Raw genomic sequence first — 26,228 nt, 5'->3', positions numbered from 1 at the left:
CACTCCCTATTTTTTATTTCACTGAAAACTTTCTTGATATAGTTTCGTTTGTATATTCTTTATGTAAATCAGGATGTTCTGTTTTGAATCGTTTGCTATCAAGACGATTACTTGTATAGGACTTCCAATAAATAGTGTAATTCTCCGTTGTCCCTTTCTCATGAGAGCCTAGTTTCGCTTTCAGCTTGTTCTCATACTCTGCCTTTTGTTCTTGTAGTACCTTCATTTCTCTCTCTACTTGGTCTCGCGCTTCAATAAGTAGCTCTTCTTGCTTTCCTAAGCTGATAGAACTGTCTTCAATAGATTCTGGATACATTTGCTTTAGTAGCTGCGTAGATGCCTCAGAACCGTCAAACATAGGTGGCTCGTCCTTTTCGACGTGATTCAGCCAAAAGTCCCGTTCCATATTGATAAGATACTGGATTATATCCTCATCCCGTTTGATCTTTTTGTACACGAATTTGTTGCCACCAATTAATACGGCAATCCACCATGCTTCATAGCCTGTCACAGCCATATAGTGCTGACACTGAAGTAAGTAAGCAACTGGTATCTCTTCACCTTCCCAGTCCTTTTTCAAATATTCTGAAGCTGATTTGCATTCTAATCCAAGTCTTTCTCCCACAATGAGCCTGTCCACGTTTGCCAGCATCCAGGGATACTCGGGGTGTTGTAGGATGGCATTTCTACGCTGTACTTTTAAGCCCGTGCGTTTAGCAAACTCCTGGGCAACTACTTCTTCCAATACATTTCCGAAGTATGCAGCTTCACTTTGTACATCCTCTTGCTCGATAGCTTGTGTTTTCTCAAGAAAAACTTGTACTTGCGACTTCCATTTACTTAAGCCAGCAATAGCTGCCACATCTGAACCGCCTAACCCTTGTTTACGCGCCTCTAGCCATGTTTTACGATCCATATGTAATGTATTTGCCAATACTTTCGCCTGCATATTCCTTTCACTCGCCTTCTGTGTTATACTGGCTTCACCTTAAATTTTATTGAGAACTCATTCCCGTGGGTTCTTTTTTTATTCTCCTGCCACAAAACGTGTGCCATGTCGCTCTAGAAACCTCTCATTGCATTCCTCGCAAATGAGGTTTCCTTCAAATTCGTAATACGTCATGCCGAAATACAATTCGCCGTCACAATCACTACAGTAATGTTCAAAATCTTGTCTTGGGGAATCGTGTAGATTGCCTATGGTGTTTGGGTTTTCTAGCATTCAGCTACCCTCCTCAGAAAGCGTAATATAATGCACCCTCTTCACAACATCCGCATTCACACCAATACTTTTCAAGCGGTGAACAATTCCTTTAATATGTGTACATTCTTCATCATACTTCTCTTTCGCACGATAGAGTGCCGCCAATTCCCTTCGGGCTAATCGAGCTTCTTTAATCCAGATGCAAAACTGATAGGGATCATTCTTCTTGAGTGCTTCTACTTGTTTTTGTTCACAATGGTTTAAGAATTCATCGAGTATTTGTTTCTTTTGTAAGTCTTTTGTTAGAACTGATTTGGTCATGTTGAATTCCCTCTCTTCTTTACATGCAATAGCGCTCATTTGGACACATTTACCAGTATTTTTTAAGATTGATTCATGATATTTTAAGAATAAATAGAATACTTTGACACTCATTCAACTTATATTTTATTGAATTGGCACCAAATTCTTATTACCTACAACACCCATTTAGTGTCAGAGAGCCCTTTATAGGGCTTTTTCACATTTACACATCCTATACGCAGTCGGAATGACCCGTATTGAGTTCGTACGACGTTGAATCAAATGTAGTCGTCCATCCCCCTTCTTATAGATCAGCCAATTTTTTGGATCTAACTTATACGGGTTAATATGTATCTTCTCTCGCTTCGTTGGTCGTTTACCGTTTTTCACTTGTTTTCTCTCCCTCTATTTCTCAAACAGCTCGTCCACTGTTGTTTTGAAGTATTTTGCTAGTTTCTGAGCTTCTTTTAGGGTGAAATCACTTTTACCGTGTTCCTTAGCAAAATATGTTCTGGGTGAAATGTGAATCAAATTTGCCGCCTTCTCTTGTGTCATGCGTCGTTCTTTTCTGGCGATGTATAAGTTTTTGTGCATAGATATCACTCCCTGTATAATTTACATCAACTCCTGATTGAAGTATTCCCTTCAATTAGCTTTGGATAAAATCGTTCAAAAACGAACGTTTCGTTCGTATCAGAGTTAAAAAAAATCTCCTCTATTGATTCATCTAAAAATTCAGCTATTTTTTTAGCGACTTCCATGGATGGGCTACGCTCTTTTTTATCCAGCATTCTTATATATCTTTCAGTAACACCACAATGTTTTGCAATTTTATGATAAATTATTGATTGTTTCATGTCTACCTCCCACAAGAACGTTTTGTTCGATTACAATCATATCGAACATTTTATACATTGTCAATGACTTTTCGAACATAATGTGCTATGATTAATCCCAAAGAGAACAAGTTGTTCAAACAATCAACTTTATGAGGTGATTAAAGTGACAGGCATAGGAGCTAGAATAAAAAAACTAAGAAAACAACGTAACTGGACGCAAGAAATGCTAGGGAAAAAGGTAGGCGCTTCGTCTCGTGTAATTGGTTATTATGAATCCGAAGAACGTTTTCCTTCACCAGATACCATTGCAAAATTATCTGATACATTAGAAGTAACAACTGATTTCCTACTAGGACGTGGTAACGAATTAGATATAAAGAAACACACAAAATTCAAGGAAATTATGGAACGATTAGATACGCTTCCTGAAGACAAACAGGAAATTGTACTACAACAAATGCTCGCAATAACCAAAACATTGGAAGAGTATCATAATAACGAAAAAAAATAGCCCCTCAAATTGGAGATGGCTATTTTTAAATTCTAAAACTTTCTTCTATGTACTCTTCAACTAACTCAGGTTTAGTTTCATCTACTGTGTTCAAAAATAATTCTACAATCTCTTCTTTCGTCATTTCCATTCCTCCTATGTTTTTTCATTTCCATCTCTCACATACATTCTATCATCTTGTAATTTATTAAATATCCTACTCGCAAAACTTTTAAAAATAAATTTTTAGCTACTAAATATTCCAAATAAAATCTAATACAATTAAAAAAGACAACTTTTGCAGTTGTCTTTTTTAAGTTTCAGCCTCCAGGTTTTGTACCTTGTTCCATTTTTTGTATTTTATTAATTTGATAACTCTTTGTTTCGATTACCTTGTCTGTTATTGGTATAATGAATGTCATTGCACAAATTACTAATACAATTTTCTTCAAAATTAATCCCTCTTTTCTCTTTTTTGTACCCCATAATCCATTTTAATGTTGGATGATTATCACCTTCATTATATAACTTCCTTGCAATTAAACCAGCAAAAAAATAATTGGATTGCGTAAAAAAGTGTTCAAGAACTTCATGCATAATTCCATAATCCTTACTTGCAATAGCTTTAAAGAAGATAATAAAATCATCATCGTCTTTCTGATAAAAAGCCTTCTTTATTCGATCAATCTCTTCAAAACTTAATACTCTATCTTCGTAATATATTTTTGCCAATATTAGATTATGTTTTGTCTCTTGTTCTAATTCAAATATCCCCGATTTTTTAGCAACTTCATGACTTTGTTCAAGATACTGTAAACACAGTCTTTTCTCCTCTGTTAAATAAGACATACCTAGTCGATAATATGCATCAGCAACAGTTTTGTTACAGATGTTTGCATTAATTATAATACGCGCGTAATGCCTAGTAGCCTTTAAATCATTAAGTTGCAAACATACGGTGCAAAATAGCTCTGCAACTCTGTGAATATAACAATTCCTTATAAACAATTTTCTATTTTCACTCACAGCTAAAATAGAATTTTCAATTTCATTTCCAATTGTAAGCATACGTTCGAAATTTTTATCAAAATAATAATTATAACATTTCATAATTTCCGATAAAACACGTAAAACTGGATCTTGGATTTTTCCATATCTATCTAATTCTACCTCAATATCATTCCCTGGCAACGTATCTTTCATATAATCGTACAAAATTTTATATACACCTACATATTCTCTTATAGATGTTTCTTCAATTAAGTACTTATTAATAAGTTCATTTAATAATTCGGTATCTCTGATAATAGCTGCATATTCGAAGCTCTGCTTAATTAATTCTGTAGAATTTAATTCTAGACACCAGTTATACATCAAATCTTTTGATTCAACTGTATCTAATGACATAACATGTGATAATTTAAGTAAATTGCAAAAACTAATTGTTCCTTGTTTTTTGAATTTTGACATATAATGTAGAGGAACATCAATTTTTTCAGCTACAGTTGTTAATGTTAAATCCTCTCTATCTTCAATCAAATCACATATTCTTTGATTAAAGCGCATAAAAATATTTCCCCCTCCCTAAAACATAAAAATTCATCATCCCATTTTCTCAGCCTCTAAACTGCACTACGAATGATGAATGTCTGTTAAACTAAGGAGGAACTCGTATGATGCAAGTGTTTGTCCTAAGGTAGCTAGGATGAACGGTGTGAGGGGTTTTGTTGGAGGCACCTCTTACACACGCTCTGCGAGTTTTTATGTTTTTATTTATTTTGTTTTTTACGATTATTCTGTCTATTAACCTGACAGAAACCCACATACTGTATACAGAGCCAATCTTAGCACGGGCTCACATTCTATTCCACCCTAAAACTTATTTCTCAATATAATTTCCGAGAAAAATGTTGAAAATATTTGAATACAGTTTCACATATTTTATATTCGTAATGAACATTGGTTCATTTTTCATTATATTCCACTCAAATCAATGTAGAAACCAGCCAATCCCCAAGGATTACACCCAACCAATTTGAAAACACATTACAATATTATAAGAAACAAATGTCTAACTTTCTCAACATGCGTCACAACATTATTATGGTAATATGATTTTATCCTTACTTGTTCCATCCTGATTGGTGTCCCTAACCAATCTCCCCATTAATCCTAGTGGGGAATTTTATTTTCATGTAGGTAATATGTTATTAAAATTAAAGTGGTTAAAGTCAAAGAGAGGCTCTCAATTTATTTTGAGAGTCTTTTCTTTTGGTAACAAACCAGTTATAATCTACTCAATAAATTGAATTATCAATCTTTATATATACTGGAGGGATTCCTATGGTGGTCTACAAAGATAAAGAACGCGGAACATATTTCTTCGTTATCAGAGTTCGTCAGTTTGACGGTACACAGAAGCAAGTAAAACGCCGTGGATTTAAAACTAAAAAGGAAGCACGTGAAGCCGAAGCCAAAATGTTAGTTGAAAAAGAAACAAATTCCAGTTTAACATTTGCTCAAGTTGCTGATAGCTATTTTGATTGGTATTGTCAGCGGAGGAAACAGTCTTCGATTGATACAATTAAAAATGTTATCTACAATCACTTAATACCAGAGTTTGAAAAGATAAAGGTTGATTCTATTACAACTAAGCATATAATGCTTTATCAAAATAAAATTATTAGTACGTATTCCGCCAAACATTTAAAAAAAATACACACTGTACTATCCTCCATTTTTAATTTCGCAATAAAATTTTATGGTCTCACAAGTAATCCTGCGAGAATTGTTGGCAACTTTGAAAAAGAATCGAATAAACGGTTAAATTTTTGGGAATTTGGTGAGTTTAAGAAGTTTATTGAAGTAGTGAATGATCCGATATATAAAGCATTTTTCTCTGTACTTTATTATAGCGGAGCTAGGAAAGGTGAACTATTAGCCCTAACTTGGGAAGATATTAATTTTGAGGAAAATACGATGAGCATTAACAAAACCGAATATGAAAGACAAATTACAAAACCAAAAACTAAATCTTCTAATCGAATTATCTTATTACCTACGTATGCCATCGATTTATTGAAAGAATTAAAAAATCATGCTACAGTAAAAGCGCCTTTAAAAAATGATTATGTTGTATTCGGAGAATTTTACAAAAGTATTAAGTCAACTCTTTATAAAAACTACAATGAGTATGTATCTATATCTGGAGTTAAACGCATCTTAATTCATGAATTTAGGCATTCTCATGCATCTTACTTAATAAACAAAGGCGTTAGTCCACTTGTAGTCGCCCAACGCCTAGGTCATTCGGATGTATCAACAACACTTAATACATATAGTCATTTGTATCCATCTAAACAAGTAGAAGCGGTTGCATTTATGGAAGAAGATTTTAAATTATAGATACCAAATCGTTACCATCAACACAGGAATTATTGATATGATTGACTTAGTAAAGAATTGGGTATTCTGGATTTTCAGGCATGTCACCAAAAGTTTGCATTACTTCTACTTTTGCGTCTAACGCCTCTTTGTAAAACTGTACAGCTTCTTGCCCACTACCATCTAAAACTAAGTACGGATTAATACCTAAAATCATACGGACACCTCTTTTTTTAATTTATAAAATCGAACTTGTGTTCGTTTTTATAATATCATCGTTTTACATTTCATTCAACTATTTACTTCCCTATTTTCAAAATTATTTTGAAGGAAGCTCCATTTCTTGTTTTCTAAGTTCAATACGGCGAATTTTTCCGGAAATCGTTTTTGGTAGTTCATCTACAAATTCAATTTTGCGAGGGTATTTATATGGTGCAGTCAATTCTTTGACGTGTTGTTGGAGCACTGGAATTAATGTTTTTTCGTTCTTGTCTATATTCTCTCTTAATACGATAAATGCCTTCACGACACTTCCACGAATTTCATCAGGGCTTGCAACAACCGCACATTCTCTTACGTAAGGATGTTTTACAAGCGCATCTTCTACTTCAAACGGGCCGATTGTATAGCCAGAGCTAATAATAATATCATCACCGCGCCCTTCAAACCAGAAATAGCCTTCTTCATCTTTTTTCGCTTTATCACCGGTAATATAATAATCACCGCGGAATTGCATCGCTGTGCGCTCATCGTCTTTATAATATTGTTTAAAGAGTGCTGGTGTTTCAATGTGAACTGCAATATCACCAACTTCTCCTACCTGTACAGGAGTTCCTTCTTCATTTACGATATCAACATGGTTGCCTGGCGTCGGTTTTCCCATTGATCCTGGTCTAATGTCCATCCCTTTCATTATCCCAACGAGTAATGTGTTTTCCGTTTGCCCATAGCCGTCTCTTACTGTAATATCGAAATACCTTTGGAACGTTTCAATGACTTCCCTGTTTAACGGCTCACCTGCCGATACAGCGCTATGTAACGCTTCTAAATTGTACTCACTTAAGTTTTCTACCTTTGCCATTAATCTATACTCAGTCGGTGTACAACAAAGTACATTCACCTTATTATCACCTAATAAATTTAAATATGTTTTTGGTTCAAATTTGCCGTTATATACAAATCCTGTTGCACCTGAACCGAGAGTCGCTACAAACGGGCTCCAAATCCATTTTTGCCAACCTGGACTAGCCGTTGCCCATACAACATCTTCTTCTTCGATTCCGAGCCAGTTCGGGGCGCTTGTACGTAAATGAGCGTATGCCCAGGCATGCGTATGAACAACTCCTTTTGGATTTCCTGTCGTCCCTGACGTATAAGATAAAAAGACCATATCTTCTTTATCCGTCTTCGCCATTTCTAACGTATCACTTTCCGTTTCTAATGCTGTTTTTAAATTCGTCCATCCATCTACTGATCGCTCGCTCAGGACGAATTTTTGAAGAGATTCCACCGCTTCTACGCCGTCAAATTGTCCAATATACGGTTCGTAACTTACGATAGCCTTTACTTCTCCGTGCCCAATACGATACTCGATATCTTTTTTACGCAACATTTCTGAGCTTGGAATAACGACAAATCCTGCTTTAATCGCAGCAATATACGTCATGTAAGCTTCAATTAAGCGCGGCATCATAATAAGGAGCTTGTCCCCTTTTTGTAAGCCACTTTTTATAAAAGCGTTTCCAATTCTATTCGCACCTTGCATTAATTCAAAATATGTAATCTCTCGTCTATTCCCTTTATCATCTTGCCAAATTAAAGCAAGCTTCTCTTTATCACTCGTATATTTCTCTATTTCCGAAACTAAATTATAAGACGGCGGCGCTAACAATTCCTCTCTCTTCATATAACATCCTCCTTTATTTCTATGCCTCCCTTATATAATAAAGAATTTTCAGTAAATTTTGAACCCTCTTCTTTTGACAATTTTTTTATATTTATGTCGAATTGATGTATGAATGTATAGCGACGATGTTTTTAACATAACAATTCATCGGCAAATAACGACGAAAACGACAAAAAGAAAGAGCGGGAGAACCCGCTCTTTCTAAGCCATCGTATATGGGATTATTTTTGGTAACCGCCTAATTGTTGCTCAGCTAGTGAAACTAGACGTTTAGTAATTTCGCCACCAACAGATCCGTTAGCGCGAGATGTTGCATCAGCTCCAAGTTGAACACCAAACTCTTGAGCGATTTCGTATTTCATTTGATCTAATGCTGCTTGAGCACCAGATACTGCTAATTTATTTGTGCTTGCCATGTTGTATCACCTCCTTGTGAGTATAGAGTGTGATAAACAACATGACTTCATGCACATTTGAATGTGGTAATTTATGGGTTTAGAAAAGTTCTTCGAATTTTTCTTCTTCAGCCACTACTTCTACTGTTTGTAATACCATTGTTTCTTTGTTCGCTACAGCCTCTTCAATTAACGGCGCGAAATCGTACTTCGCTTCAAAACGATTTGCTTTCTCACGCTTCGGTTTCGTCGATGGACTTGCTGGTGTAAACACTGTACAGCAGTCTTCATATGGACGAATTGAAATATCATACGTTCCAATTTCTTTTGCAATTTTAATAATTTCTAATTTATCCATCGTAATAAGCGGACGAATAACAGGATAGTTTGTCACTTCGTTAATCGTATGCATACTATCTAACGTTTGGCTCGCTACTTGTCCAAGACTTTCACCAGTCGTAATTGCAAGTGCATTACGCTCCTCTGCAATACGCTCTGTAATACGCATCATCATACGACGCATAACTGTCATAGAATAGCTAGATGGAATTTCTTTATTAATCGTTTTTTGCACTTCAGTAAATGGAACAAGATGAAGTGTTACACGTTTACAGTATTGCGTTAACTCTTGTGCTAAATCGATTACTTTTTGTTTCGCGCGCTCGCTTGTAAAAGGTGGACTATGGAAGTGAACTACTTCCACAGATACGCCGCGTTTCATCGTTAAGTACGTTGCTACCGGGCTATCGATACCACCAGAAAGAAGTACCATTACTTTTCCGCCAACGCCAACTGGTAAACCGCCAGCTCCCATGTGCTCACCACACATAATATAGCTGTAACCACTGCGAATTTCTATACGTACATTCACATCTGGATTATGAACATCTACTGTGATATCCTCTGTATTTTCTAAAATGTGCCCACCGATTTCTGGAAGTAACTCCATCGTCTTCATTGGGAAGCGCTTATCAGAGCGGTGCACTGTAATTTTAAATGTTTTCACATCACCTTTTACTTGTAAGAAAGCTGCTAATGCACCTTTTTTAATATCTTCTAATTCTGATGGTACTTTCATTGCTAAGTTAAACTTATGAATACCAAATACATCTTTCAATCTTTCAGAAATTGCTTCATGGTCTTCACCATTTAACTGAATGTACATACGATCATGTGTTGCATCAATTTTAATGTTTGGGAATTTTTTTAATTTGAATTTCACATTATCTTTTAACGTACTTACAAACTTAGAACGGTTCTTTCCTTTTGTCGTCATTTCTCCATAACGAACTAAAATATATTCATATGTCATCATATTTCTTTACCTCATCACTTCATATAATTTTGGCATCGTCTCTTTAACAATACCTTCAAATTGTTTTACTTCTTCCATCGTGTTGTCTGGTGCTAGACTAATGCGAATCGCACTTGTAGCTGCGGCGTGCGGTACTCCCATTGCCACTAGTACTCTGCTCACTTCATTTGCTTTTGAAGAACAAGCAGACTTCGTCGATACATATACACCATGCTCTTCTAAAGCATGAACGACTACTTCTGGTTTTAAACCGACAAATGATACATTTAAAATGTGCGGTGCCGCATATTCAAGTGATGTATTAATCGTTACAGTTTCCATCTCTTTAAAGAAACGGACCAGCTCTGTTTGTAAATTTTGCAAATGAACTATCTTTTCTTTCACTTGTTCCATCGTCATACGAAGTGCTTTCACCATCGCTACAATACCAGGTAAATTTTCTGTACCTGAACGATACTTGAGCTCTTGTTGACCACCTGATAAGATTGGATCTAATCTTACACCATCACGTACGTAAAGAAGACCTGTCCCCTTTACGCTATGAAATTTATGTCCAGATATTGAACAAAGGTCAATATGAGAAGCGTATAAATCAAGTGGTACTTTTCCTATCCCTTGTACATGGTCCACGTGGAATCTTATTTTCGGATAGTTCGTTAATAATGTTCCAATTTCAGCAACGGGCTGAATCGCTCCAGTCTCGTTGTTCACGTGAATAATTGACACAAGAATCGTATCTTCACGAAGTGCTCGTTTTACATCTTCTACCGATCCAACACCGTGCTCGTTAACCGGTAAATACGTTACATCAAAACCGAGATCTTCTAATTGTTTATATGCTTCAAACACAGACGCGTGTTCAATATTTGTTGTAATGATATGTTTGCCGCGCGAACGATTCCTCATCGCTATCCCTTTAATCGCAAGGTTATTCCCTTCCGTTCCACCTGATGTGAAAATAATTTCAGCAGGTTTAACGTGAAGGAGCTGTGCCACAATCGTTCTCGATTGTGTTAATAGACGCTCTGCCTCTCCTCCAAGCGAATGAATAGAAGAAGGATTACCAAAATATTTCCCTGCAACCGTTACGTACGATTGAAGCGCTTCTGGATATGGCTTCGTCGTCGCACTATTATCAAAATAGATCATCGTTCTTCCCCTTTCAGCGCTATCACATCATATAATCATATCACAAATACGTGTAATTACGCTAAGACTACTCAAAGGTTCCGTTTTTATATAAAAGTGTACATTTTCCCCGGCCATTTGCAGGCATACTGAGTGGTGAAGATTAATAATCAGTGGTGGATGAAACCCCATCACTTATGGTTTCACTTTATTTTGAAACGAACAACCTTACTGTATTCCGCTATTCATTATAGCAACATCGACTTCAAAATTACACAAAAAAACAAACCCTTTATTAAAGGGTTTGCTCATTGTCTACATATTCAGCTATTTTTTGAACAACACCAGGTTCAAGTTGCTCTAATATAGAAGCCGCTTGTTCTAAAGCTGCATCGTATTGATATTCACGGAATAATTTCTCCGCATAATTTAAGCTTTCTGCAAGATTCTCATCATGACTGCGGTATCGGTTACCGTATTGAATTAGTTTTTCAACTAAATAAGCTTGTCCAATTAATTCTTCTGTCATTTCAGATACACCATTCACAACTGTGTATGCTTCTTCTAAACTGCTATTTACAGTATTCATATTTAACGGCTTTACTTCTAATTGCTCATATACAGCTTGCATCGCCATTTGCCCTTTTTGTAAATCTTCCATAATACTCTCTGGAAGACCTGGTAAATTCGACTTTTGCATAAAACGTTTCGTCTCAAAAATTGTATTTCGCATTTCTTGTAACTTCTCACGTGCTTCAAATTCTTCTTTGCGCATCGTTTGCAGCATTTCTTTATATTCTGCATGAAGTACTTTTAAAGTTTCACATTGCTCATAAACCTCTTCTAGTTCCTCACGAATGATAGAGAATGCAATATCTTGTTCAGCAACGCGTATTTGTAACACTTCAAAACGTTTCATTAAAATATGCATTTGCTTTTCAATTACTTTTTGTGACTCAATATCTTTGTCTTGTAATTGATAACTTTGTTTCACAAGTTGTGTTTCTATTTTCGTTTCAATTGTTTCTGTACGAATTTCTTCTAAATCTTCATAAACAGACAGTGTTTTTTGCTCCACATAATGTTTCGCATGCACTTCTTGTTCAAGTTGATCATAAAAACTGTCTAAACGAGTTTTTAAGTTCTCTACTTTTTCTGCAGCTTCTGTTATATGAAGTTCCTGTATATCCATTAAACATGTGTGTAGTTGTGTCGTCATATCGCGGACTTCTTTAGGGATTTCCAAATACTCTAATACATAGCCTTGTCTTATCATATCATCATGACCTTGTAATAAATCTTCCAGCTGAACTGGTAATGTCGCTTGACACTCTACCAATAAATCCGGAATTTGATGAATAACGATTTCTAAACTTGCTAAACCTTCTTCTAAACTAATAACAATTTCTCTCGCTTTTAAATAATCACCATTATCTGTTGCCTCTTCAAAAGTTTTGAACTTCTCGGATTCAACATCTAACATCTCTTCAATTTTTTGCTCAGCTGCTCCATACATGTGTCGATGAGCAAGAACGCTCTTTTTCATACTACGATATGTATCACGTAACCCTTCAATTTCCGCGCTATTTTTCTCATGGCTTTCTAACAGTTGCTGTAATTCATTTAAAATGTCTGTAATACGATTATCAGCGTCATCTAGACCACTTATGGATTCTTTCATCGCATGCTTTGCTTTGCGGAAGGAGAATTGCGAGGCGAATTTTCGCGCTTGCCCTAAATCTTTTTCAGCTTTCGGAAGAGTTGTTGATACAATTTCATCCCACTCTTCACGCCATTTACCAAACAGCTCTTCTGTTTGACCTGTCATATTTAAATCTTTTACCCGCTTTAGTTCATCTGCCACAGGTTTATCTTTTATCTCTTGCTTCCACTGCTCCAGTGCTTCAATATCTTTATATGAACGATTTCTTATCACAAGCTCTATCATGAGCAGCACTAGAATAGAGCTTACTACAATGATAACGATCGTCAGGATAGAATCCATGCAAAAAAGCCTCCTAGTTATATCTCTTTTTTTGTCCGTTCCGTTTATGAAATGGAAGGCATTATGTATAAAAAGGGAATTCCCCTATATTTAACAACTAACAATGTTCTAATCATACCATGTAATGACGTGTTTTTGACCTAGTTTTTTTAAAAATTTCATGTTTCTTTACATGTGATTGTAATATTTCTTAATATTCCACTTTTTCCATTATCCGTCCTCAAACGAATGCAATAAAGGTAAGGCTTTTACGGGCAGTTAATGCAGGATAACGAGCTCTCTTTCATATGAGAGACGAAATAAATCTTTCGCATTAGTGGTGGTTCTACAGAAATCGCACGTACGTTACCTTGCATTACGGGTTACTGTAAAGCGGTTTCCGGAAGCAAGGTTATACCAAGTCCAGCTCCTACCATCGCAATCATCGGTTCTGCATAAGATGTTTCAACCGCAATTATTGGTTTCGCGCCCATACATTGAAACACATTCATAATCATTTTCCTTACATCACATATTTCTAGGTATACAATTAGCTGTTCATTAACAATTATTGCGCTAGTATGCAACAATTTATGGCAAAGAAAACAACATATAAAAATCCCCACCTCAGTTCGTTAGGTGGGGATTTTTCACATATGAACAGCTCTTGGTAGTTCATAATACATACTCGCTTTATATAATGTTCGTTCCATCCATTGCTCAATTTCCTTCGTATACATTTCTAAGAAAAACGTCTCAGACGGAAATGAGTGTAGCACCTCAGATATATATTGTGGATATAAAAACGGCATATTCATCATGCCTTTTAATTGTGTCATAAACATTGTAAAAGATACCTTTTTAAATTCTTGATTCATTTGTCCTTGTTTAATGATTTGCTCTATATAATATCTTTCTCTAGAAAAATAAACGGTCATCACTTCACGAATTAATGTCGTATCAAGCGAAAGCTCTCTATAAAAAAAACGTGTCAGTTCTCTATTATCAAATTGATATCGTAAAATCCCGCGCACCATTTGCACCATCACATCTTTAGCCGATAAATATTCTCTCTGTTCAAATGACGTTTCAATTACGTGAATATATCCTTCTAAAAAATCAGTAATAAGCTGTTCTAATAACCCTTGCTTTCCAGCAAAATAATATGAAATATTCGCTACATTCACATCCGCTCGCTTTGCAATTTCTCGCACCGACGTTCCATCATAACCTTTCGTATTAAACAACGATATTGCCGCATCAATTACTTTTTGTTTCGTCTGTTTCATGCGCTCACTTCCTCTCAATGAACAGCTATAGTCTAAATTTCTTGACTTTTAAGACAAATTCCTTTAATTTTCTATCGACAAAGTCATGTGAAATACATCGTATTTTGCTAATATTTTACACATCTCGATAAAAAGGGAGTTGTTTCCATGTTTACAAAAGAAAGTTATGCAGGTTCTCGCGTGCAGCAATACGAGACAGTAATTAAACAACTGGATGCATTATTAACTGGCGAACCGAACTTAGTCGCAAACTTATCAAATGCGTCCGCACTATTAAATCAATTTTTAGATCACGTTAATTGGGTTGGCTTTTATGTAACAGAAGGAAATCAGCTTGTTCTTGGACCTTTCCAAGGAATGCCCGCTTGCGTGCGTATTCCGTTCGGACGAGGCGTTTGCGGCGTTGCAGCTGAAACAAAAACGACGCAGCTTGTAGCAGACGTTCACCAATTCCCAGGACATATCGCTTGCGATAGTGCTTCGAATTCAGAAATCGTTGTACCGATCGTGAAAGAAGGAACTGTCATTGGTGTACTTGATATTGATAGCCCTGAAAAAAATCGTTTTGATGAAGTAGATCAGCGCTATTTAGAAAAGTTTGTGGAAACACTCCTAAAACATATTTAAAAAAGAAAAGAGCGAGTTATCGATTGAGTACATCACGTACGAAACCGATAGTTCACTCTTTTTTATTGATTACTAACAGTAGATATTTTCTTTAGTGCCTGCTCTAAATCAGAAACGATATCCTCCCATGATTCTAAACCGACAGATAAACGTATTAAATTATCGTAAATACCCATTTCTTGTCTTAGCTCAGCTGGAATCGCAGCGTGCGTCATCGTTGCCGGATGCTGAATTAACGTTTCTGTATCACCTAAACTTACGGCAATTGTAATAAAATGCAGGTCATTGATAAACGACTGTGTTTCCTCTTTCACGCCTTTAATTGAAAAAGAAATAACGCCCCCACCTCGTTTCATTTGCCGAGATGCTAGTTCTCCCTCCGGATACCAAACACCTTCTACTGCTTCATGATTTTTCAAAAACGATACAATTTTTTCTGCATTATCACAATGACGATCCATTCTTACTGCTAATGTTTTTAATCCACGTAACAATAACCACGCGTCAAACGGTGCCATAATACCTCCGATATCTTTTCGCATCGGACGGATTTTGTCAGCTAACGTTTTCGTTCTACAAATTGTTACACCCGCTACAACATCCCCGTGACCACCAATATATTTTGTCGCACTGTGAACGACGGCGTCACAACCAAGCTCAAGAGGTCTTTGTAAATAAGGTGAACAAAACGTATTATCGACAATAACAAGCAAGTCATTTCGCTTCGCTACCCCGATCACCTTTTCTAAATCAATTAATTTCATCGTTGGATTAATCGGTGTTTCAACGAAAATGAGCTTTGTATTTGGACGAATTTTATTTTCAATATCAGTCTCTGTCTCCATATCACAAAACGAATGAGTAATCATAAATTTCTCTTCTAATACTTCTAAAAAACCGTAAGTACATCCATATAATCCATTTGAACAAATAATATGATCTCCAGCCTTTAGAAAACCGATTAACGTTGCTGAAATGGCTGCCATACCTGAACCGAACGCCAGCGCTTCCTCTCCACCTTCTAAAACAGCCATACGTTCTTCAAATAATTTCACAGTTGGATTCCCAAGCCTTGAATAAATATAAGATGGATCTTCTCCCGCAAAACTCGCTTCTCCTTGCTGTGCTGTCTCAAACGTAAATGTAGAAGTTTGAAATAAAGGTGGTGTTAAACTCCCTTTATTTTCATTTGATTCATATCCGTGATGAATTAATGCTGTCTCTATATGTTTCTTTTTCATAAAAACATCCCCCTTATGTCTTTATTTCCACATATCCACCAGGAAAAATCTGATGAACGTCTTTACTACATTTTATGTAAGCGTTTTATTTGTGTTTCTATCTTTTCTTTTATATTGTTTTAAATTCCTTCTTGTTAATTTCCAAAATTTATCTGCATAAAACAAAAAGGGAGTCTCTTGACGAAACTGTAAGTAAAAGATATAATAGCGTTTGTGTAAAATAAAAAGGCAGCCTTGTAATGTGAGTTTATCGTTTGTATTTTGTTCCTCTGCGGAGGTGTATCTCGTAACTCCCTGCTGCTGGAGCGAAGGTACATGAAAACAAAATACCCGTAAATATCGATTACGTCTGTTTTTATTTTACGAAAATAAAAACATTTTTAAAGGAGGAGTCAACTATGGCTCGTTATACAGGTCCAGCATGGAAACTGTCTCGTCGTCTTGGAATCTCTCTAAGCGGCACAGGAAAAGAATTAGAAAAACGCCCTTACGCACCAGGTCCTCACGGTCCTAACCAACGTAAGAAACTTTCAGAATACGGTTTACAATTACAAGAGAAACAAAAACTTCGTCACATGTACGGCATGACTGAACGTCAATTCCGTCGCACATTTGACCAAGCAGGTAAAATGCCTGGTAAGCACGGCGAAAACTTCATGATCCTTCTTGAAGCTCGTCTTGACAACTTAGTTTACCGTATGGGCTTAGCTCGCACTCGTCGTGCAGCTCGCCAATTAGTAAACCACGGTCACATCATGGTTGATGGCGCTCGCGTAGATATCCCATCTTACCGCGTTAAACCTAACCAAACTATCAGCGTTCGCGAAAAATCTAACAGCCTTGTTGTTGTTAAAGAAGCGATCGAAGTTAACAACTTCGTACCAGAATACTTAACTTTCGATGCTGATAAGTTAGAAGCTACTTACACTCGTCACGCTGAGCGTTCTGAGTTAGCAGCTGAAATCACCGAAGCATTAATCGTAGAGTTCTACTCTCGTTAATCTCGGTACTCTGCAAAGAGTATTATTAAAAGCCTTAGGAACCTTGTTTATCAAGGGGCCTGGGCTTTTTTTATTTATATAAATGTCGTATGTATAGTAAGATACTTCAAGGAAGTTTTTTCATGAGTTATGGATAATCGTCCTTACTTCTCTTTTATTCATTCCAACGATTGGATTCTCTTTAATACTAGCTCCGTTTATTGTGCAAAATTTTATAATCCATCTTCATTACATGCTGTTATACTTATTCCCTTAAACATATAATCATTTCGTTTTCAGACTACTCCTTTTTTCATTACTTCCAAATTATATCTCAATAGAAAAAGCTACCAAAGAAACTAAAACTTTCTCTCTGGTAGCTTTTATTTATATATTAAAATTATTTTTTTTCCTCTTTTTGAACATATACATAAGCATCTTTCTGCTCTTTATGTACATCAACCTTCGAATGCTCTGCAAGCTGACCAGCGTTTAGCAAAGAAAAAATAATGAGCGCTTCTAGTGACATTTTGTTTTACCACTCCTTTCTATTTGTTATACATTTATCATACCGCTTACATGTGATTTCCGTATGAACTCGAAAAGGAGATTACAACAAAAAGGTTACAGGAATACGAATGCACGCTATAATAACCATTAAATAGGAGATTGTTTCATTTTGACAATAGACCAAATGGTTCAGTTAGGCAGTGCATTTATGCTGTTTATTACTTCAGCACTTATGAGTTGGTATCAAGGGAGTAATTTAATAGATTATCCTGATGAATGGAAATATAGCGCTAAGTTTACGAATTATTTTAAAGGGTACGTTTCACATTATGACGATATTTATCAAATCGATTTCTTTATATATGCGGCAAAATTTTATCCCACAGCATTTGTCGTTATGCTAATTAGCTTACTTTACATGCTCATATTAATTCTTCATATTCTATTTAAAAGAAATCATGAGGCAATTTAAATGCATACATAAAAACCCCGAACGATAGACTTTTCAGCCTACCATTCGGGGTAATATTTGTTTTACATTCGTTTCTGATTAGTAACGAATTAAGAAATATTTCTTTTTACCGCGGCGAATGATTGTGAATTTACCTTCGATGCGGTCGTTTTCTGTTACAACGTAGTCTAACGCTTGTGTACGCTCACCGTTTACGTAGATTGCACCGTTCGTTACATCTTCACGTGCTTGACGTTTAGATGGTGAAATTTTGCTTTCTACAAGTAAGTCGATTAATACTGTATCTTCTGCAGTACGTTCTACAGATGGTACGTCTTTGAATCCTTGCTCGATTTCGCTTGCAGTAAGTTCTGCTACAGAGCCACTGAATAATGCAGCTGAAATTTTAATTGCTTGCTCTAACGCTTCTTCGCCGTGAACAAGTTTTGTCATTTCAGATCCTAATGATTTTTGTGCTGCACGTTTTTCTGGTGCTTCAGTTACTTGCTTCTCAAGCTCAAGAATTTCTTCATGAGATAAGAATGTGAAGTATTTTAAGTATTTAACTACATCGCGGTCATCTGTATTGATCCAGAATTGGTAGAACTCGTAAGGAGTTGTTTTCTCTGGGTCTAACCAAATTGCGCCGCCCTCTGTTTTACCAAACTTCGTACCATCAGATTTTGTAACTAGCGGAATTGTTAAACCGAATGCTTTCGCATCTTCTTCTGATTTACGGATTAATTCAAGACCCGCTGTAATGTTACCCCATTGGTCACTACCACCGATTTGTAGACGGCAATTATGGTTTTGGTATAAGTTTAAGAAGTCGTATGATTGTAAAATCATATAACTAAACTCAGTGAATGAAATACCAGTATCTAAACGAGATGCTACTGTATCTTTTGCTAACATATAGTTTAAACCGAAGTTTTTACCGATATCGCGTAAGAATGAAATTACATCTAAGTTACCAAGCCAGTCATAGTTGTTAGCCATCGTTGCTGGGTTGTCCACGTTTTCGAACTCTAAGAAGTTTGAAAGTTGGTTTTTAATGCTTTCTGTGTAGTAAGCAACTGTATCTTTCGTATTTAATGTACGCTCTGCTTTTTTACCACTTGGGTCACCGATCATACCAGTACCACCGCCAACAAGTGCGATTGGTTGGTGACCAGCTAATTGGAAACGACGTAACATTAATACTGGTAACATATGACCGATGTGTAAGCTATCCGCTGTCGGATCGAAACCACAGTATAATTTAACGCTTTCTTTTTCTAATAATTGCTCAAGGCCCTCAGCATCTGTTTGCTGGTTAATTAGACCGCGAAATTCAAGATCTTGTAAAATACCCATATCCTACATACTCTCCTTTAAGTTCATTACTGGCGTGAAGGTTGAAAACATAAAAAAATCGCCCCTTTAAATAAGGGACGATTTTGATCATCGCGTTACCACCCTAGTTGCAGACAAAAAAAGCCTACCACCTTATTTACATAACGGCTTAGCACCGTCTTTTCCCTTTTGAATATAACTCAATCGAAAAAAGATGCTCTAGGGGCGTAATTCGCGATCATCTATGTGCTGATTTCCACCGACCATCAGCTCTCTAAAACAGGGAAATGATCACTACTTCTCCCTTTCCACGCTCAATTATTCATATACTTTTCTTTATACCATCATTTATATAGGCGTGTCAAATAGAGGTATTAGTTCTTTCCCCACCAATCCTTTATAAAGTCGCAAGGAATATCGTAATAAGAGAAATAACTGGAACACCAACTAATAACGACACATGAAACACAACCGATAAATTATTCCCAATCGTCGCTTCCACAGGATCTTTCGCTGGAGAAGCAAGAAATCCAAGTAATCGCTCGAAGCGGCTTACCGTTTTTGGAAAATCCGGTATTTCTACATGATCGCTATCTAAATGCTGCTTTAATTTATATTCATTCTTAAAAGGATTTTCGCTCAATTTCATCCACCTCCAGCAATTGTTTCAATTTCTTTATCCCGTTATGAAGTCTCGACTTCACTGTTCCAACAGGAATATCTAGTACCTCTGCAATTTCTTTTTGCTGCATATCATGATAATAAGAAAGAATCAGGACCGCTCGCTGTTCTTCAGGAACTTTCAAAATTGCTTCTCTTACCGTAAGCCGGTCTTCGTGGGAAAACTCTACCTCTTGCATTGGTACTAAAAACGGTAAGAGCGAACGCCACTTTTTTCTTCTATTTAATTTATTAATCATAAGACGGTAACCGATTTGAAATAAATACGTTTTAATTTTTCCTTTTCGGGTTTCATACATATGTTTCTTACGCTCTAGAGTCAAAAACGTATCTTGAACGAGATCTATACTCAGTTGTTCATCACGATTAAATCGATACAAAAATGTATATAGGGCTGGTTTGATTAAAACATATAGTTTTTCTCCAGCTTGCTTATCTCCATTTTGGTACGCAAGCATGAGCTCCTCCTCAATCCCAATCTGCGCCATTTTTTTTGATCTCCTTTATTCCTTTTAACGTTAATGAAATACGGGAAATTAAATATACACTTGCGACAATGACCCATGCTTGTGACTGATTCGTAAAAAATTGAACATATGGGTTTTGAATCGTATGGCCGGTTGAAACTAAAATATTTAACGCCAGCACACATATACATGCATACACTGCAAGACAGACCGAAATTGTATCAAATACATTCCACCGAAAATATATTTTTGTTTTTGTAAAATCAATTTTATTTCCATTTTTTCGTACAATATACTTCTTATCCAACGGAATAAGGATTGAAAAAATAACAATCATAATAATCCCAAATGTAATCATTGAAATTTTAAATCCAATTGGCATAGGTAATAACATACCACAAGAAAACACAACTATAATTCCAATTAAAGCAAAAGTCAGCATCAATTTATTAGACATAAAAAAGCCTCCCTCATCTATTCTTTCATAAATGTATACAGACGAGGAAGGCGCTTCGTTCAAATATTATTTTATTTTTTTTATGATTCTTGCAGGATTCCCGCCAACTACTACATTACCTGGCACATCTTTCGTTACAACAGCGCCAGATGCGATGACTGCATTGTCTCCAATTGTTACGCCCGGATTAATGATAGCTCTTCCGCCAATCCATACGTTATCGCCAATTGTAACTGGTTTTCCGTATTCTGATCCGCTTATGCGCTCTACTGGATCAAGCGGGTGCGTTGCTGTATAAATGTGAACACCTGGAGCTAACATACAGTTCACTCCGATTGTAACTGGGCATACGTCTAAAATCGTACAGTCAAAGTTTGCGTAAAAGTTTTCACCAACGTGAATGTTATAACCGTAATCACATCTAAAAGAAGATTCAAGATGAATGTTATCTCCAGTCGTTCCGAATAGTTCTTTTACGATTGCACTACGTTCTTCTAGTTTTACTTCTGGTGTTTCATTTAATTTTCTCGTTAATATACGAGCTTGCTCCCTCTCTTGAATCAAAACAGGATCAGCTGGTATGTACATTTCCCCAAGTATCATCTTTTCTTTTTCTGTTTTCATTTCCTTCTCCCCTTTAACTCGTATGTATAAGTTTATGATACCATAAAAAAAGAAAGGTCTGAACATATTACTTGTTCAGACCCTTCCTTCTTAATCTTCCATCGTTGATAAGTCACCTGTTGGTAAGTTTAATTCCCACGCTTTTAATACACGGCGCATAATTTTACCACTTCTCGTTTTCGGTAATTTATCTCTAAATTCAATTTGTCTTGGCGCTGCATGAGCTGCTAGGCCTTTTTTCACAAATTGACGAATCTCTTCTTTTAATTCATCAGATGGTTCGTATCCCACGCGAAGCGCGATAAATGCTTTAATGATTTCCCCGCGTACTGGATCAGGAATACCAATTACACCGGCTTCTGCTACAGCAGCGTGCTCGATTAATTTACTTTCTACTTCAAATGGACCAACGCGCTCACCTGACGTCATAATTACATCATCAATGCGCCCTTGGAACCAGAAGTATCCGTCTTCATCCATATAAGCTGAATCACCTGATACGTACCAATCTCCCGGCATGAAGTAAGAATCATATTTTTGTGGGTTATTCCAGATTCCACGCATCATAGCTGGCCAACCTTTACCAATCGCTAAGTTCCCCATTGTGTATGGAGGCACTTCATTTCCTTCATTATCAACAATCGCTGCTTTCACACCTGGAATTGGTTTCCCCATTGAACCTGGACGGATTTCCATACAAGGATAGTTACAAATAACTTGTCCACCTGTTTCTGTCATCCACCACGTATCATGAATACGAAGTCCAAATGCGCTCATACCCCAGCGAATTACTTCTGGATTTAATGGCTCACCAACACTTAATACGTGACGCACTTGTGATAAATCATATTTTTTAATTGCGTCTTGTCCAGCTCCCATTAACATACGGAACGCTGTCGGTGCACTATACCAAACTGTTACACCGTAATCTTGCAGTGCTTCATACCATGCCTCTGGACTAAATCTCCCGCCTAAAATAACATTTGATGCTCCCACTAACCACGGTGCAAAAATACCGTAAGCTGTTCCAGTTACCCAGCCTGGGTCAGCTGTACACCAATATACATCATCTTCTTTTAAATCTAATACCCATTTCGCTGTTTGATAGTGCTGAACCATTGCGTTTTGAGCATGAAGGACGCCTTTTGGCTTACCAGTAGAACCAGATGTGTAATGTAGAATTAAACCGTCTTCACGGCCTAACCACTCGATATGTAATTCTTTTGAAGCTTGTTCAAATAAAGGATTGAACGCTACAGTTTTACCGCCTTCTTCTGCATTGTCTCCAACAAGGAAGACTGTTTTTAAAGCAGGTAAATCATTTAATGGTATGCGCTCTAACAATTCAGGAGTTGTAATTAACACCTTCGCTTCGCTATCTTCTAAACGATCGCGAACTGCGCCTTCCATAAATGCTTCAAATAATGGTCCAACAATTGCCCCTAATTTCACTGCACCTAAAAGTGCGAAATATAATTCTGGGGAACGCGGCATAAAAATAAAAACGCGATCGCCTTTCTCAACATCGCCATAGTTTTTCAGGACATTTCCTGCTTTATTAGAAAAATCCTTCATTTCCTTAAACGTATATTTCTCTTTTCGCGATCCATCTTGATAATAAAGTGCTACTTTATTCTTTCGATCGGATTTCGCATGCTTATCAATTGCCTCATACGCCATATTCACTCGGCCTGTTTCATTCCAAGTAAAATTTTTATTAACCTCTTCCCAGTTAAAATTCGCGTATGCCTCTTCATAATTCGGCAAATTATTTTCTCCTTTAATGACAGGAAGCGTTTCCACTTTCATACTTTACATCCCCCTCCTATGTATTCTATTATCTATTATAATGATATTATTTAAAATTTTCAGTATATTTGTTGATTTTTAGACAAATTTTTAATGACAAAATTCGATTCACATCGCATATATTATAAAGTACGATATTAATAGATTCACAAACCCTCAAGGTGGTGAGCAATAAATTGATTCATAAAAAAATATATAATGCCAGAAACTTAAAAACAGCGAAAGGCACTTTAATTATTGAAGGTCCTGTCTCTACACATAATCTTGAAATGTATGAATTTCATCCAGACTTAATTGCGTTTCGTCCTGCCGAGCAGCAATATAAAGCAATTGTCGAAATTTCTAAGTTACCAGAAGCTCGTCTCATTATTGCTAGACATGAACAAACGATTGTTGGATATGTTACATACTTGTATCCTGATCCGCTCGAGCGATGGTCAGAAGGAAAGATTGAAAACTTAATTGAACTCGGGGCGATTGAAGTTGTCCCAGCCTTTCGCGGTTGCTCTGTCGGAAAAAATTTATTAGAAGTTTCAATGATGGACGATCATATGGAAGATTACATTATATTAACGACTGAATATTATTGGCACTGGGATTTAAAACAAACAGGCTTAAATGTTTGGGAATACCGAAAAGTAATGGAAAAAATGATGAATGCTGGTGGTTTACAATGGATGGCTACAGATGATCCTGAAATTTGTTCACATCCTGCCAACTGTTTAATGGTCCGCATCGGTAAACGTGTTGATACGGATTCCATTCAAGCATTTGATCGTCTACGTTTTCACAATCGTTTTATGTATTAATAAAGGGGGCAACTGGAATGATTGTAGAAGAAATTATGAATCAAGATGTAGTGACACTGCATCCAAACGATACAATTGAAACAGCAATCCGAACAATACGTACGAAAGGCATTCGGCACATTCCAATTGTCGATCAAAATAATCATGTCGTAGGCATTATTTCTGATCGGGATGTAAGAGATGCAAGTCCGTCTATTTTAGATGAACAAGTTTCACTCGATATGCTGAAGCAACCACTTGAACTCATAATGAAACACCCTGTTATGACTTGTCACCCTCTCGATTTCGTTGAGGAAATTGCGACTTTATTTTTTGAAAATAAAATAGGCTGTCTTCCTGTTACGAAAGCTGGAAAACTCGTAGGTATCATTTCTGAATCTACTGTACTGCACACGTTAGTGAAATTAACAGGAGCACATCAACCAAGTTCACAAATTGAAATTCAAGTGAAAAATGAACCTGGTATTCTCGGAAAAGTCGTTGCTATTTTTAGTGATTTACAAATAAATATCGTGAGTGTTCTCGTCTACCCAGCAAAAGATGAGAATGATAAAGTACTCGTTTTCCGCATTCAAACGATGAATCCTTTAAGGGTGATTGAAGCACTTGAAACAGAAGGCTATCGTGTTTTATGGCCGAACATAATGGGGATGCAAGCATGAGTAGCGCCTTCATTTATTCAGATGACTTTCAGGGCTATTCATTTAGCCCTGATCATCCTTTTAACCAACTGCGCGTCACACTCACGTATGATTTATTACAAAAGAGCGGTTTTATCTCTCCCTCTCAAGTCATCGCGCCACGGATGGCTACAGATGAAGAGATTGCCTACGTTCATACAGAGGAGTACATAAATGCGGTAAAACGTGCTGGAGAAGGTAAGTTAGAAAAATCAATTGCGATGACATATGGACTTGGAACAGAAGATACACCAATGTTTCCAAATATGCATGAAGCAAGTGCATTACTCGTTGGCGGAACATTAACAGCTGTCGATGCTGTTCTTTCCGGAAAAGTAAAGCACGCCCTCAATTTAGGCGGCGGCTTACATCATGGCTTTCGCAGGAAAGCATCTGGCTTTTGTATTTATAACGATAGCTCTATCGCAATGAAATATATTCAGAAGAAATACGGTTTACGCGTTTTATATATTGATACAGATGCTCATCACGGTGACGGGGTACAATGGTCTTTTTACGACGATCCTAACGTATGCACTATTTCATTACACGAAACTGGGCGTTATTTATTTCCTGGAACTGGCGCAGTAAATGAACGTGGACAAGGAAATGGATATAATTATTCTTTTAACGTTCCACTCGACGCTTTTACAGAAGACGAATCGTTTTTAGATTCATATCGAACAGTTGTAAAAGAAGTGGCAGCATACTTTAAACCGGATATTATTTTAACGCAAAATGGTGCTGATGCACATTATTACGATCCACTTACACACCTTTGCGCAACGATGAATATTTACCGTGAAATACCGAAGCTCGCTCGTGAAATCGCTAATGAATATTGCGACGGTCGCTGGATTGCTGTCGGCGGTGGTGGCTATGATCACTGGCGCGTCGTACCAAGAGCTTGGGCACTCATTTGGCTCGAAATGAACAACATCCAAAACATCTCAGGTTATCTCCCTCCAGAATGGATTGACGCTTGGAAAGGACAAGCAGAAACCGACCTTCCCCTTACATGGGAAGATCCAGACAACATGTATCAACCTATCCCTAGAAAGCCAGAAATCGAAGAAAAAAATGCATTAACTGTAGCGAAATCTCTCGAAATTATTCGGAATAATATGACAAAATCTTTATATTAAACAGAGAGGAGGCTCGTTTTTTGAATAGCCTCCTTTTCTTTATTGTCGATTTCTGTCGGTAAGTCGATATATTTTAAAAAGCGCTGATATATTTCGAGTTGCGCCGATATATTTTGATAATCGCTGATATATTTCGAGTTGTGGTCGATATAATCTAATAATCGCTGATATATTT

29 protein-coding genes, 2 pseudogenes and 1 other annotated feature are annotated in these 26,228 nt (G+C 36.7%); of the genes and pseudogenes, 8 read left to right on the top strand and 23 right to left on the bottom strand.

All coding sequences use genetic code 11. The annotated features are described in order from the left end of the window. Positions 1 to 13 precede the first annotated feature (13 nt). From I6L50_RS10095 to I6L50_RS10070, 6 genes are all read right to left on the bottom strand, one after another. The gene (locus I6L50_RS10095; RefSeq protein WP_219301256.1) at positions 14 to 949 is read right to left on the bottom strand and encodes a YqaJ viral recombinase family nuclease; all 936 of its coding nucleotides are present in this window, start codon (positions 947 to 949) and stop codon (positions 14 to 16) included. 78 nt (positions 950 to 1,027) lie between these two features. After that, positions 1,028 to 1,222 carry a hypothetical protein gene (locus I6L50_RS10090; protein ID WP_219301255.1) on the bottom strand — a complete coding sequence of 65 codons (195 nt, stop codon included), beginning with the start codon at positions 1,220 to 1,222 and terminating at the stop codon, positions 1,028 to 1,030. Further along, positions 1,223 to 1,525 carry a hypothetical protein gene (locus I6L50_RS10085; protein ID WP_219301254.1) on the bottom strand — a complete coding sequence of 101 codons (303 nt, stop codon included), beginning with the start codon at positions 1,523 to 1,525 and terminating at the stop codon, positions 1,223 to 1,225. It lies immediately after the preceding gene. Between the two features lie 186 nt (positions 1,526 to 1,711). Further along, on the bottom strand, positions 1,712 to 1,897 hold the full coding sequence (locus I6L50_RS10080) for a DUF6906 family protein (RefSeq protein WP_219301253.1): 186 nt from the start codon (positions 1,895 to 1,897) through the stop codon (positions 1,712 to 1,714). Positions 1,898 to 1,912: 15 nt separating this feature from the next. Then, positions 1,913 to 2,101, bottom strand: a complete 189-nt coding sequence (locus tag I6L50_RS10075; protein WP_088069350.1) for a helix-turn-helix transcriptional regulator — start codon at positions 2,099 to 2,101, stop codon at positions 1,913 to 1,915. A gap of 26 nt (positions 2,102 to 2,127) precedes the next feature. After that, entirely contained in the window at positions 2,128 to 2,364 is a 237-nt protein-coding gene (locus tag I6L50_RS10070; protein WP_219301252.1) for a helix-turn-helix transcriptional regulator, read from the bottom strand. Positions 2,365 to 2,509: 145 nt separating this feature from the next. On the opposite strand from I6L50_RS10070, the gene I6L50_RS10065 reads away from it, so the two are divergent. After that, positions 2,510 to 2,857, top strand: a complete 348-nt coding sequence (locus tag I6L50_RS10065; protein WP_106103868.1) for a helix-turn-helix domain-containing protein — start codon at positions 2,510 to 2,512, stop codon at positions 2,855 to 2,857. A gap of 342 nt (positions 2,858 to 3,199) precedes the next feature. Here I6L50_RS10065 and I6L50_RS10060 read toward each other — a convergent pair whose 3' ends face one another. After that, positions 3,200 to 4,402: an AimR family lysis-lysogeny pheromone receptor gene (locus I6L50_RS10060; RefSeq protein WP_219301251.1), complete on the bottom strand. Its 1,203-nt coding sequence runs from the start codon at positions 4,400 to 4,402 to the stop codon at positions 3,200 to 3,202. 777 nt (positions 4,403 to 5,179) lie between these two features. On the opposite strand from I6L50_RS10060, the gene I6L50_RS10055 reads away from it, so the two are divergent. After that, the gene (locus tag I6L50_RS10055) at positions 5,180 to 6,241 is read left to right on the top strand and encodes a tyrosine-type recombinase/integrase (RefSeq protein ID WP_219301250.1); all 1,062 of its coding nucleotides are present in this window, start codon (positions 5,180 to 5,182) and stop codon (positions 6,239 to 6,241) included. 55 nt (positions 6,242 to 6,296) lie between these two features. Here I6L50_RS10055 and I6L50_RS10050 read toward each other — a convergent pair. The 8 genes and pseudogenes from I6L50_RS10050 to refZ all read right to left on the bottom strand — a co-directional run. Then, positions 6,297 to 6,437, bottom strand: a pseudogene (locus I6L50_RS10050) (VOC family protein); the annotation flags it as partial. Between the two features lie 102 nt (positions 6,438 to 6,539). After that, positions 6,540 to 8,126, bottom strand: a complete 1,587-nt coding sequence (mbcS, locus tag I6L50_RS10045; protein ID WP_219301249.1) for an acyl-CoA synthetase MbcS — start codon at positions 8,124 to 8,126, stop codon at positions 6,540 to 6,542. A 221-nt stretch (positions 8,127 to 8,347) separates the two neighbouring features. After that, positions 8,348 to 8,542 carry an alpha/beta-type small acid-soluble spore protein gene (locus I6L50_RS10040; RefSeq protein ID WP_000168891.1) on the bottom strand — a complete coding sequence of 65 codons (195 nt, stop codon included), beginning with the start codon at positions 8,540 to 8,542 and terminating at the stop codon, positions 8,348 to 8,350. A 79-nt stretch (positions 8,543 to 8,621) separates the two neighbouring features. After that, on the bottom strand, positions 8,622 to 9,836 hold the full coding sequence (thiI, locus tag I6L50_RS10035; RefSeq protein WP_219301248.1) for a tRNA uracil 4-sulfurtransferase ThiI: 1,215 nt from the start codon (positions 9,834 to 9,836) through the stop codon (positions 8,622 to 8,624). Between the two features lie 6 nt (positions 9,837 to 9,842). Further along, on the bottom strand, positions 9,843 to 10,985 hold the full coding sequence (locus tag I6L50_RS10030) for a cysteine desulfurase family protein (RefSeq protein WP_219301247.1): 1,143 nt from the start codon (positions 10,983 to 10,985) through the stop codon (positions 9,843 to 9,845). 274 nt (positions 10,986 to 11,259) lie between these two features. Further along, a complete protein-coding gene (gene ezrA, locus I6L50_RS10025) occupies positions 11,260 to 12,969 on the bottom strand; it encodes a septation ring formation regulator EzrA (RefSeq protein ID WP_002129414.1) in 1,710 nt (569 codons plus the stop codon). Between the two features lie 248 nt (positions 12,970 to 13,217). Further along, a pseudogene (locus tag I6L50_RS10020) lies at positions 13,218 to 13,511 on the bottom strand (LysR family transcriptional regulator substrate-binding protein); the annotation flags it as partial. Positions 13,512 to 13,598: 87 nt separating this feature from the next. Continuing rightward, complete coding sequence (refZ, locus tag I6L50_RS10015; protein ID WP_002164973.1) at positions 13,599 to 14,237, bottom strand: forespore capture DNA-binding protein RefZ; 639 nt, start codon at positions 14,235 to 14,237, stop codon at positions 13,599 to 13,601. A gap of 147 nt (positions 14,238 to 14,384) precedes the next feature. Here refZ and I6L50_RS10010 point away from each other — a divergent pair, with 147 nt between their 5' ends. Further along, entirely contained in the window at positions 14,385 to 14,864 is a 480-nt protein-coding gene (locus I6L50_RS10010; protein ID WP_113935740.1) for a GAF domain-containing protein, read from the top strand. A gap of 62 nt (positions 14,865 to 14,926) precedes the next feature. Here I6L50_RS10010 and megL read toward each other — a convergent pair whose 3' ends face one another. Next, positions 14,927 to 16,105 (bottom strand): methionine gamma-lyase, encoded by a 1,179-nt coding sequence (gene megL, locus I6L50_RS10005; RefSeq protein ID WP_219301246.1) that lies wholly within the window; start codon positions 16,103 to 16,105, stop codon positions 14,927 to 14,929. 398 nt (positions 16,106 to 16,503) lie between these two features. Here megL and rpsD point away from each other — a divergent pair, with 398 nt between their 5' ends. Beyond that, a complete protein-coding gene (gene rpsD, locus I6L50_RS10000; RefSeq protein WP_219301245.1) occupies positions 16,504 to 17,106 on the top strand; it encodes a 30S ribosomal protein S4 in 603 nt (200 codons plus the stop codon). A gap of 379 nt (positions 17,107 to 17,485) precedes the next feature. On the opposite strand, the gene I6L50_RS09995 is transcribed toward rpsD, so the two are convergent. Next, the gene (locus I6L50_RS09995) at positions 17,486 to 17,614 is read right to left on the bottom strand and encodes a transporter (protein ID WP_219301244.1); all 129 of its coding nucleotides are present in this window, start codon (positions 17,612 to 17,614) and stop codon (positions 17,486 to 17,488) included. 150 nt (positions 17,615 to 17,764) lie between these two features. Here I6L50_RS09995 and I6L50_RS09990 point away from each other — a divergent pair, with 150 nt between their 5' ends. After that, positions 17,765 to 18,067, top strand: coding sequence for a YjdJ family protein (locus I6L50_RS09990; RefSeq protein WP_219301243.1), 303 nt, complete (start codon positions 17,765 to 17,767; stop codon positions 18,065 to 18,067). Between the two features lie 78 nt (positions 18,068 to 18,145). Here the strand turns inward: I6L50_RS09990 and tyrS are convergent, their stop codons facing one another. From tyrS to acsA, 6 genes are all read right to left on the bottom strand, one after another. After that, positions 18,146 to 19,402, bottom strand: a complete 1,257-nt coding sequence (gene tyrS / locus I6L50_RS09985) for a tyrosine--tRNA ligase (protein ID WP_002015575.1) — start codon at positions 19,400 to 19,402, stop codon at positions 18,146 to 18,148. A gap of 70 nt (positions 19,403 to 19,472) precedes the next feature. Further along, positions 19,473 to 19,701: a binding site (T-box leader), on the bottom strand. Between the two features lie 77 nt (positions 19,702 to 19,778). Next, a complete protein-coding gene (locus I6L50_RS09980) occupies positions 19,779 to 20,024 on the bottom strand; it encodes a hypothetical protein (RefSeq protein WP_002138639.1) in 246 nt (81 codons plus the stop codon). Further along, positions 20,005 to 20,550, bottom strand: coding sequence for an RNA polymerase sigma factor (locus I6L50_RS09975; RefSeq protein ID WP_016120899.1), 546 nt, complete (start codon positions 20,548 to 20,550; stop codon positions 20,005 to 20,007). The genes I6L50_RS09980 and I6L50_RS09975 overlap by 20 nt, the downstream gene beginning before the upstream one ends. Beyond that, positions 20,531 to 20,986: a hypothetical protein gene (locus tag I6L50_RS09970; RefSeq protein WP_098635269.1), complete on the bottom strand. Its 456-nt coding sequence runs from the start codon at positions 20,984 to 20,986 to the stop codon at positions 20,531 to 20,533. Before I6L50_RS09970 ends, I6L50_RS09975 begins: the two co-directional genes overlap by 20 nt. 66 nt (positions 20,987 to 21,052) lie before the next feature. Further along, positions 21,053 to 21,610 (bottom strand): maltose acetyltransferase domain-containing protein, encoded by a 558-nt coding sequence (locus I6L50_RS09965; RefSeq protein WP_219301242.1) that lies wholly within the window; start codon positions 21,608 to 21,610, stop codon positions 21,053 to 21,055. A 90-nt stretch (positions 21,611 to 21,700) separates the two neighbouring features. Beyond that, positions 21,701 to 23,419, bottom strand: a complete 1,719-nt coding sequence (gene acsA / locus I6L50_RS09960; RefSeq protein WP_002067621.1) for an acetate--CoA ligase — start codon at positions 23,417 to 23,419, stop codon at positions 21,701 to 21,703. A gap of 176 nt (positions 23,420 to 23,595) precedes the next feature. Here acsA and acuA point away from each other — a divergent pair, with 176 nt between their 5' ends. The 3 genes from acuA to acuC are packed head-to-tail and all read left to right on the top strand — an operon-like array spanning position 23,596 to position 26,053. Beyond that, the gene (gene acuA, locus I6L50_RS09955; RefSeq protein WP_098991638.1) at positions 23,596 to 24,228 is read left to right on the top strand and encodes an acetoin utilization protein acetyltransferase AcuA; all 633 of its coding nucleotides are present in this window, start codon (positions 23,596 to 23,598) and stop codon (positions 24,226 to 24,228) included. Positions 24,229 to 24,245: 17 nt separating this feature from the next. Further along, positions 24,246 to 24,890: an acetoin utilization AcuB family protein gene (locus I6L50_RS09950; RefSeq protein WP_000634567.1), complete on the top strand. Its 645-nt coding sequence runs from the start codon at positions 24,246 to 24,248 to the stop codon at positions 24,888 to 24,890. Continuing rightward, entirely contained in the window at positions 24,887 to 26,053 is a 1,167-nt protein-coding gene (gene acuC / locus I6L50_RS09945; protein WP_219301309.1) for an acetoin utilization protein AcuC, read from the top strand. The genes I6L50_RS09950 and acuC overlap by 4 nt, the downstream gene beginning before the upstream one ends. The last annotated feature ends 175 nt before the right edge of the window (positions 26,054 to 26,228 follow it).

The organism is Bacillus sp. FDAARGOS_1420 (genome assembly GCF_019344915.1).
GTDB lineage: Bacteria > Bacillota > Bacilli > Bacillales > Bacillaceae_G > Bacillus_A > Bacillus_A mycoides.
This window is presented reverse-complemented; position numbering and strand designations above follow the sequence as displayed.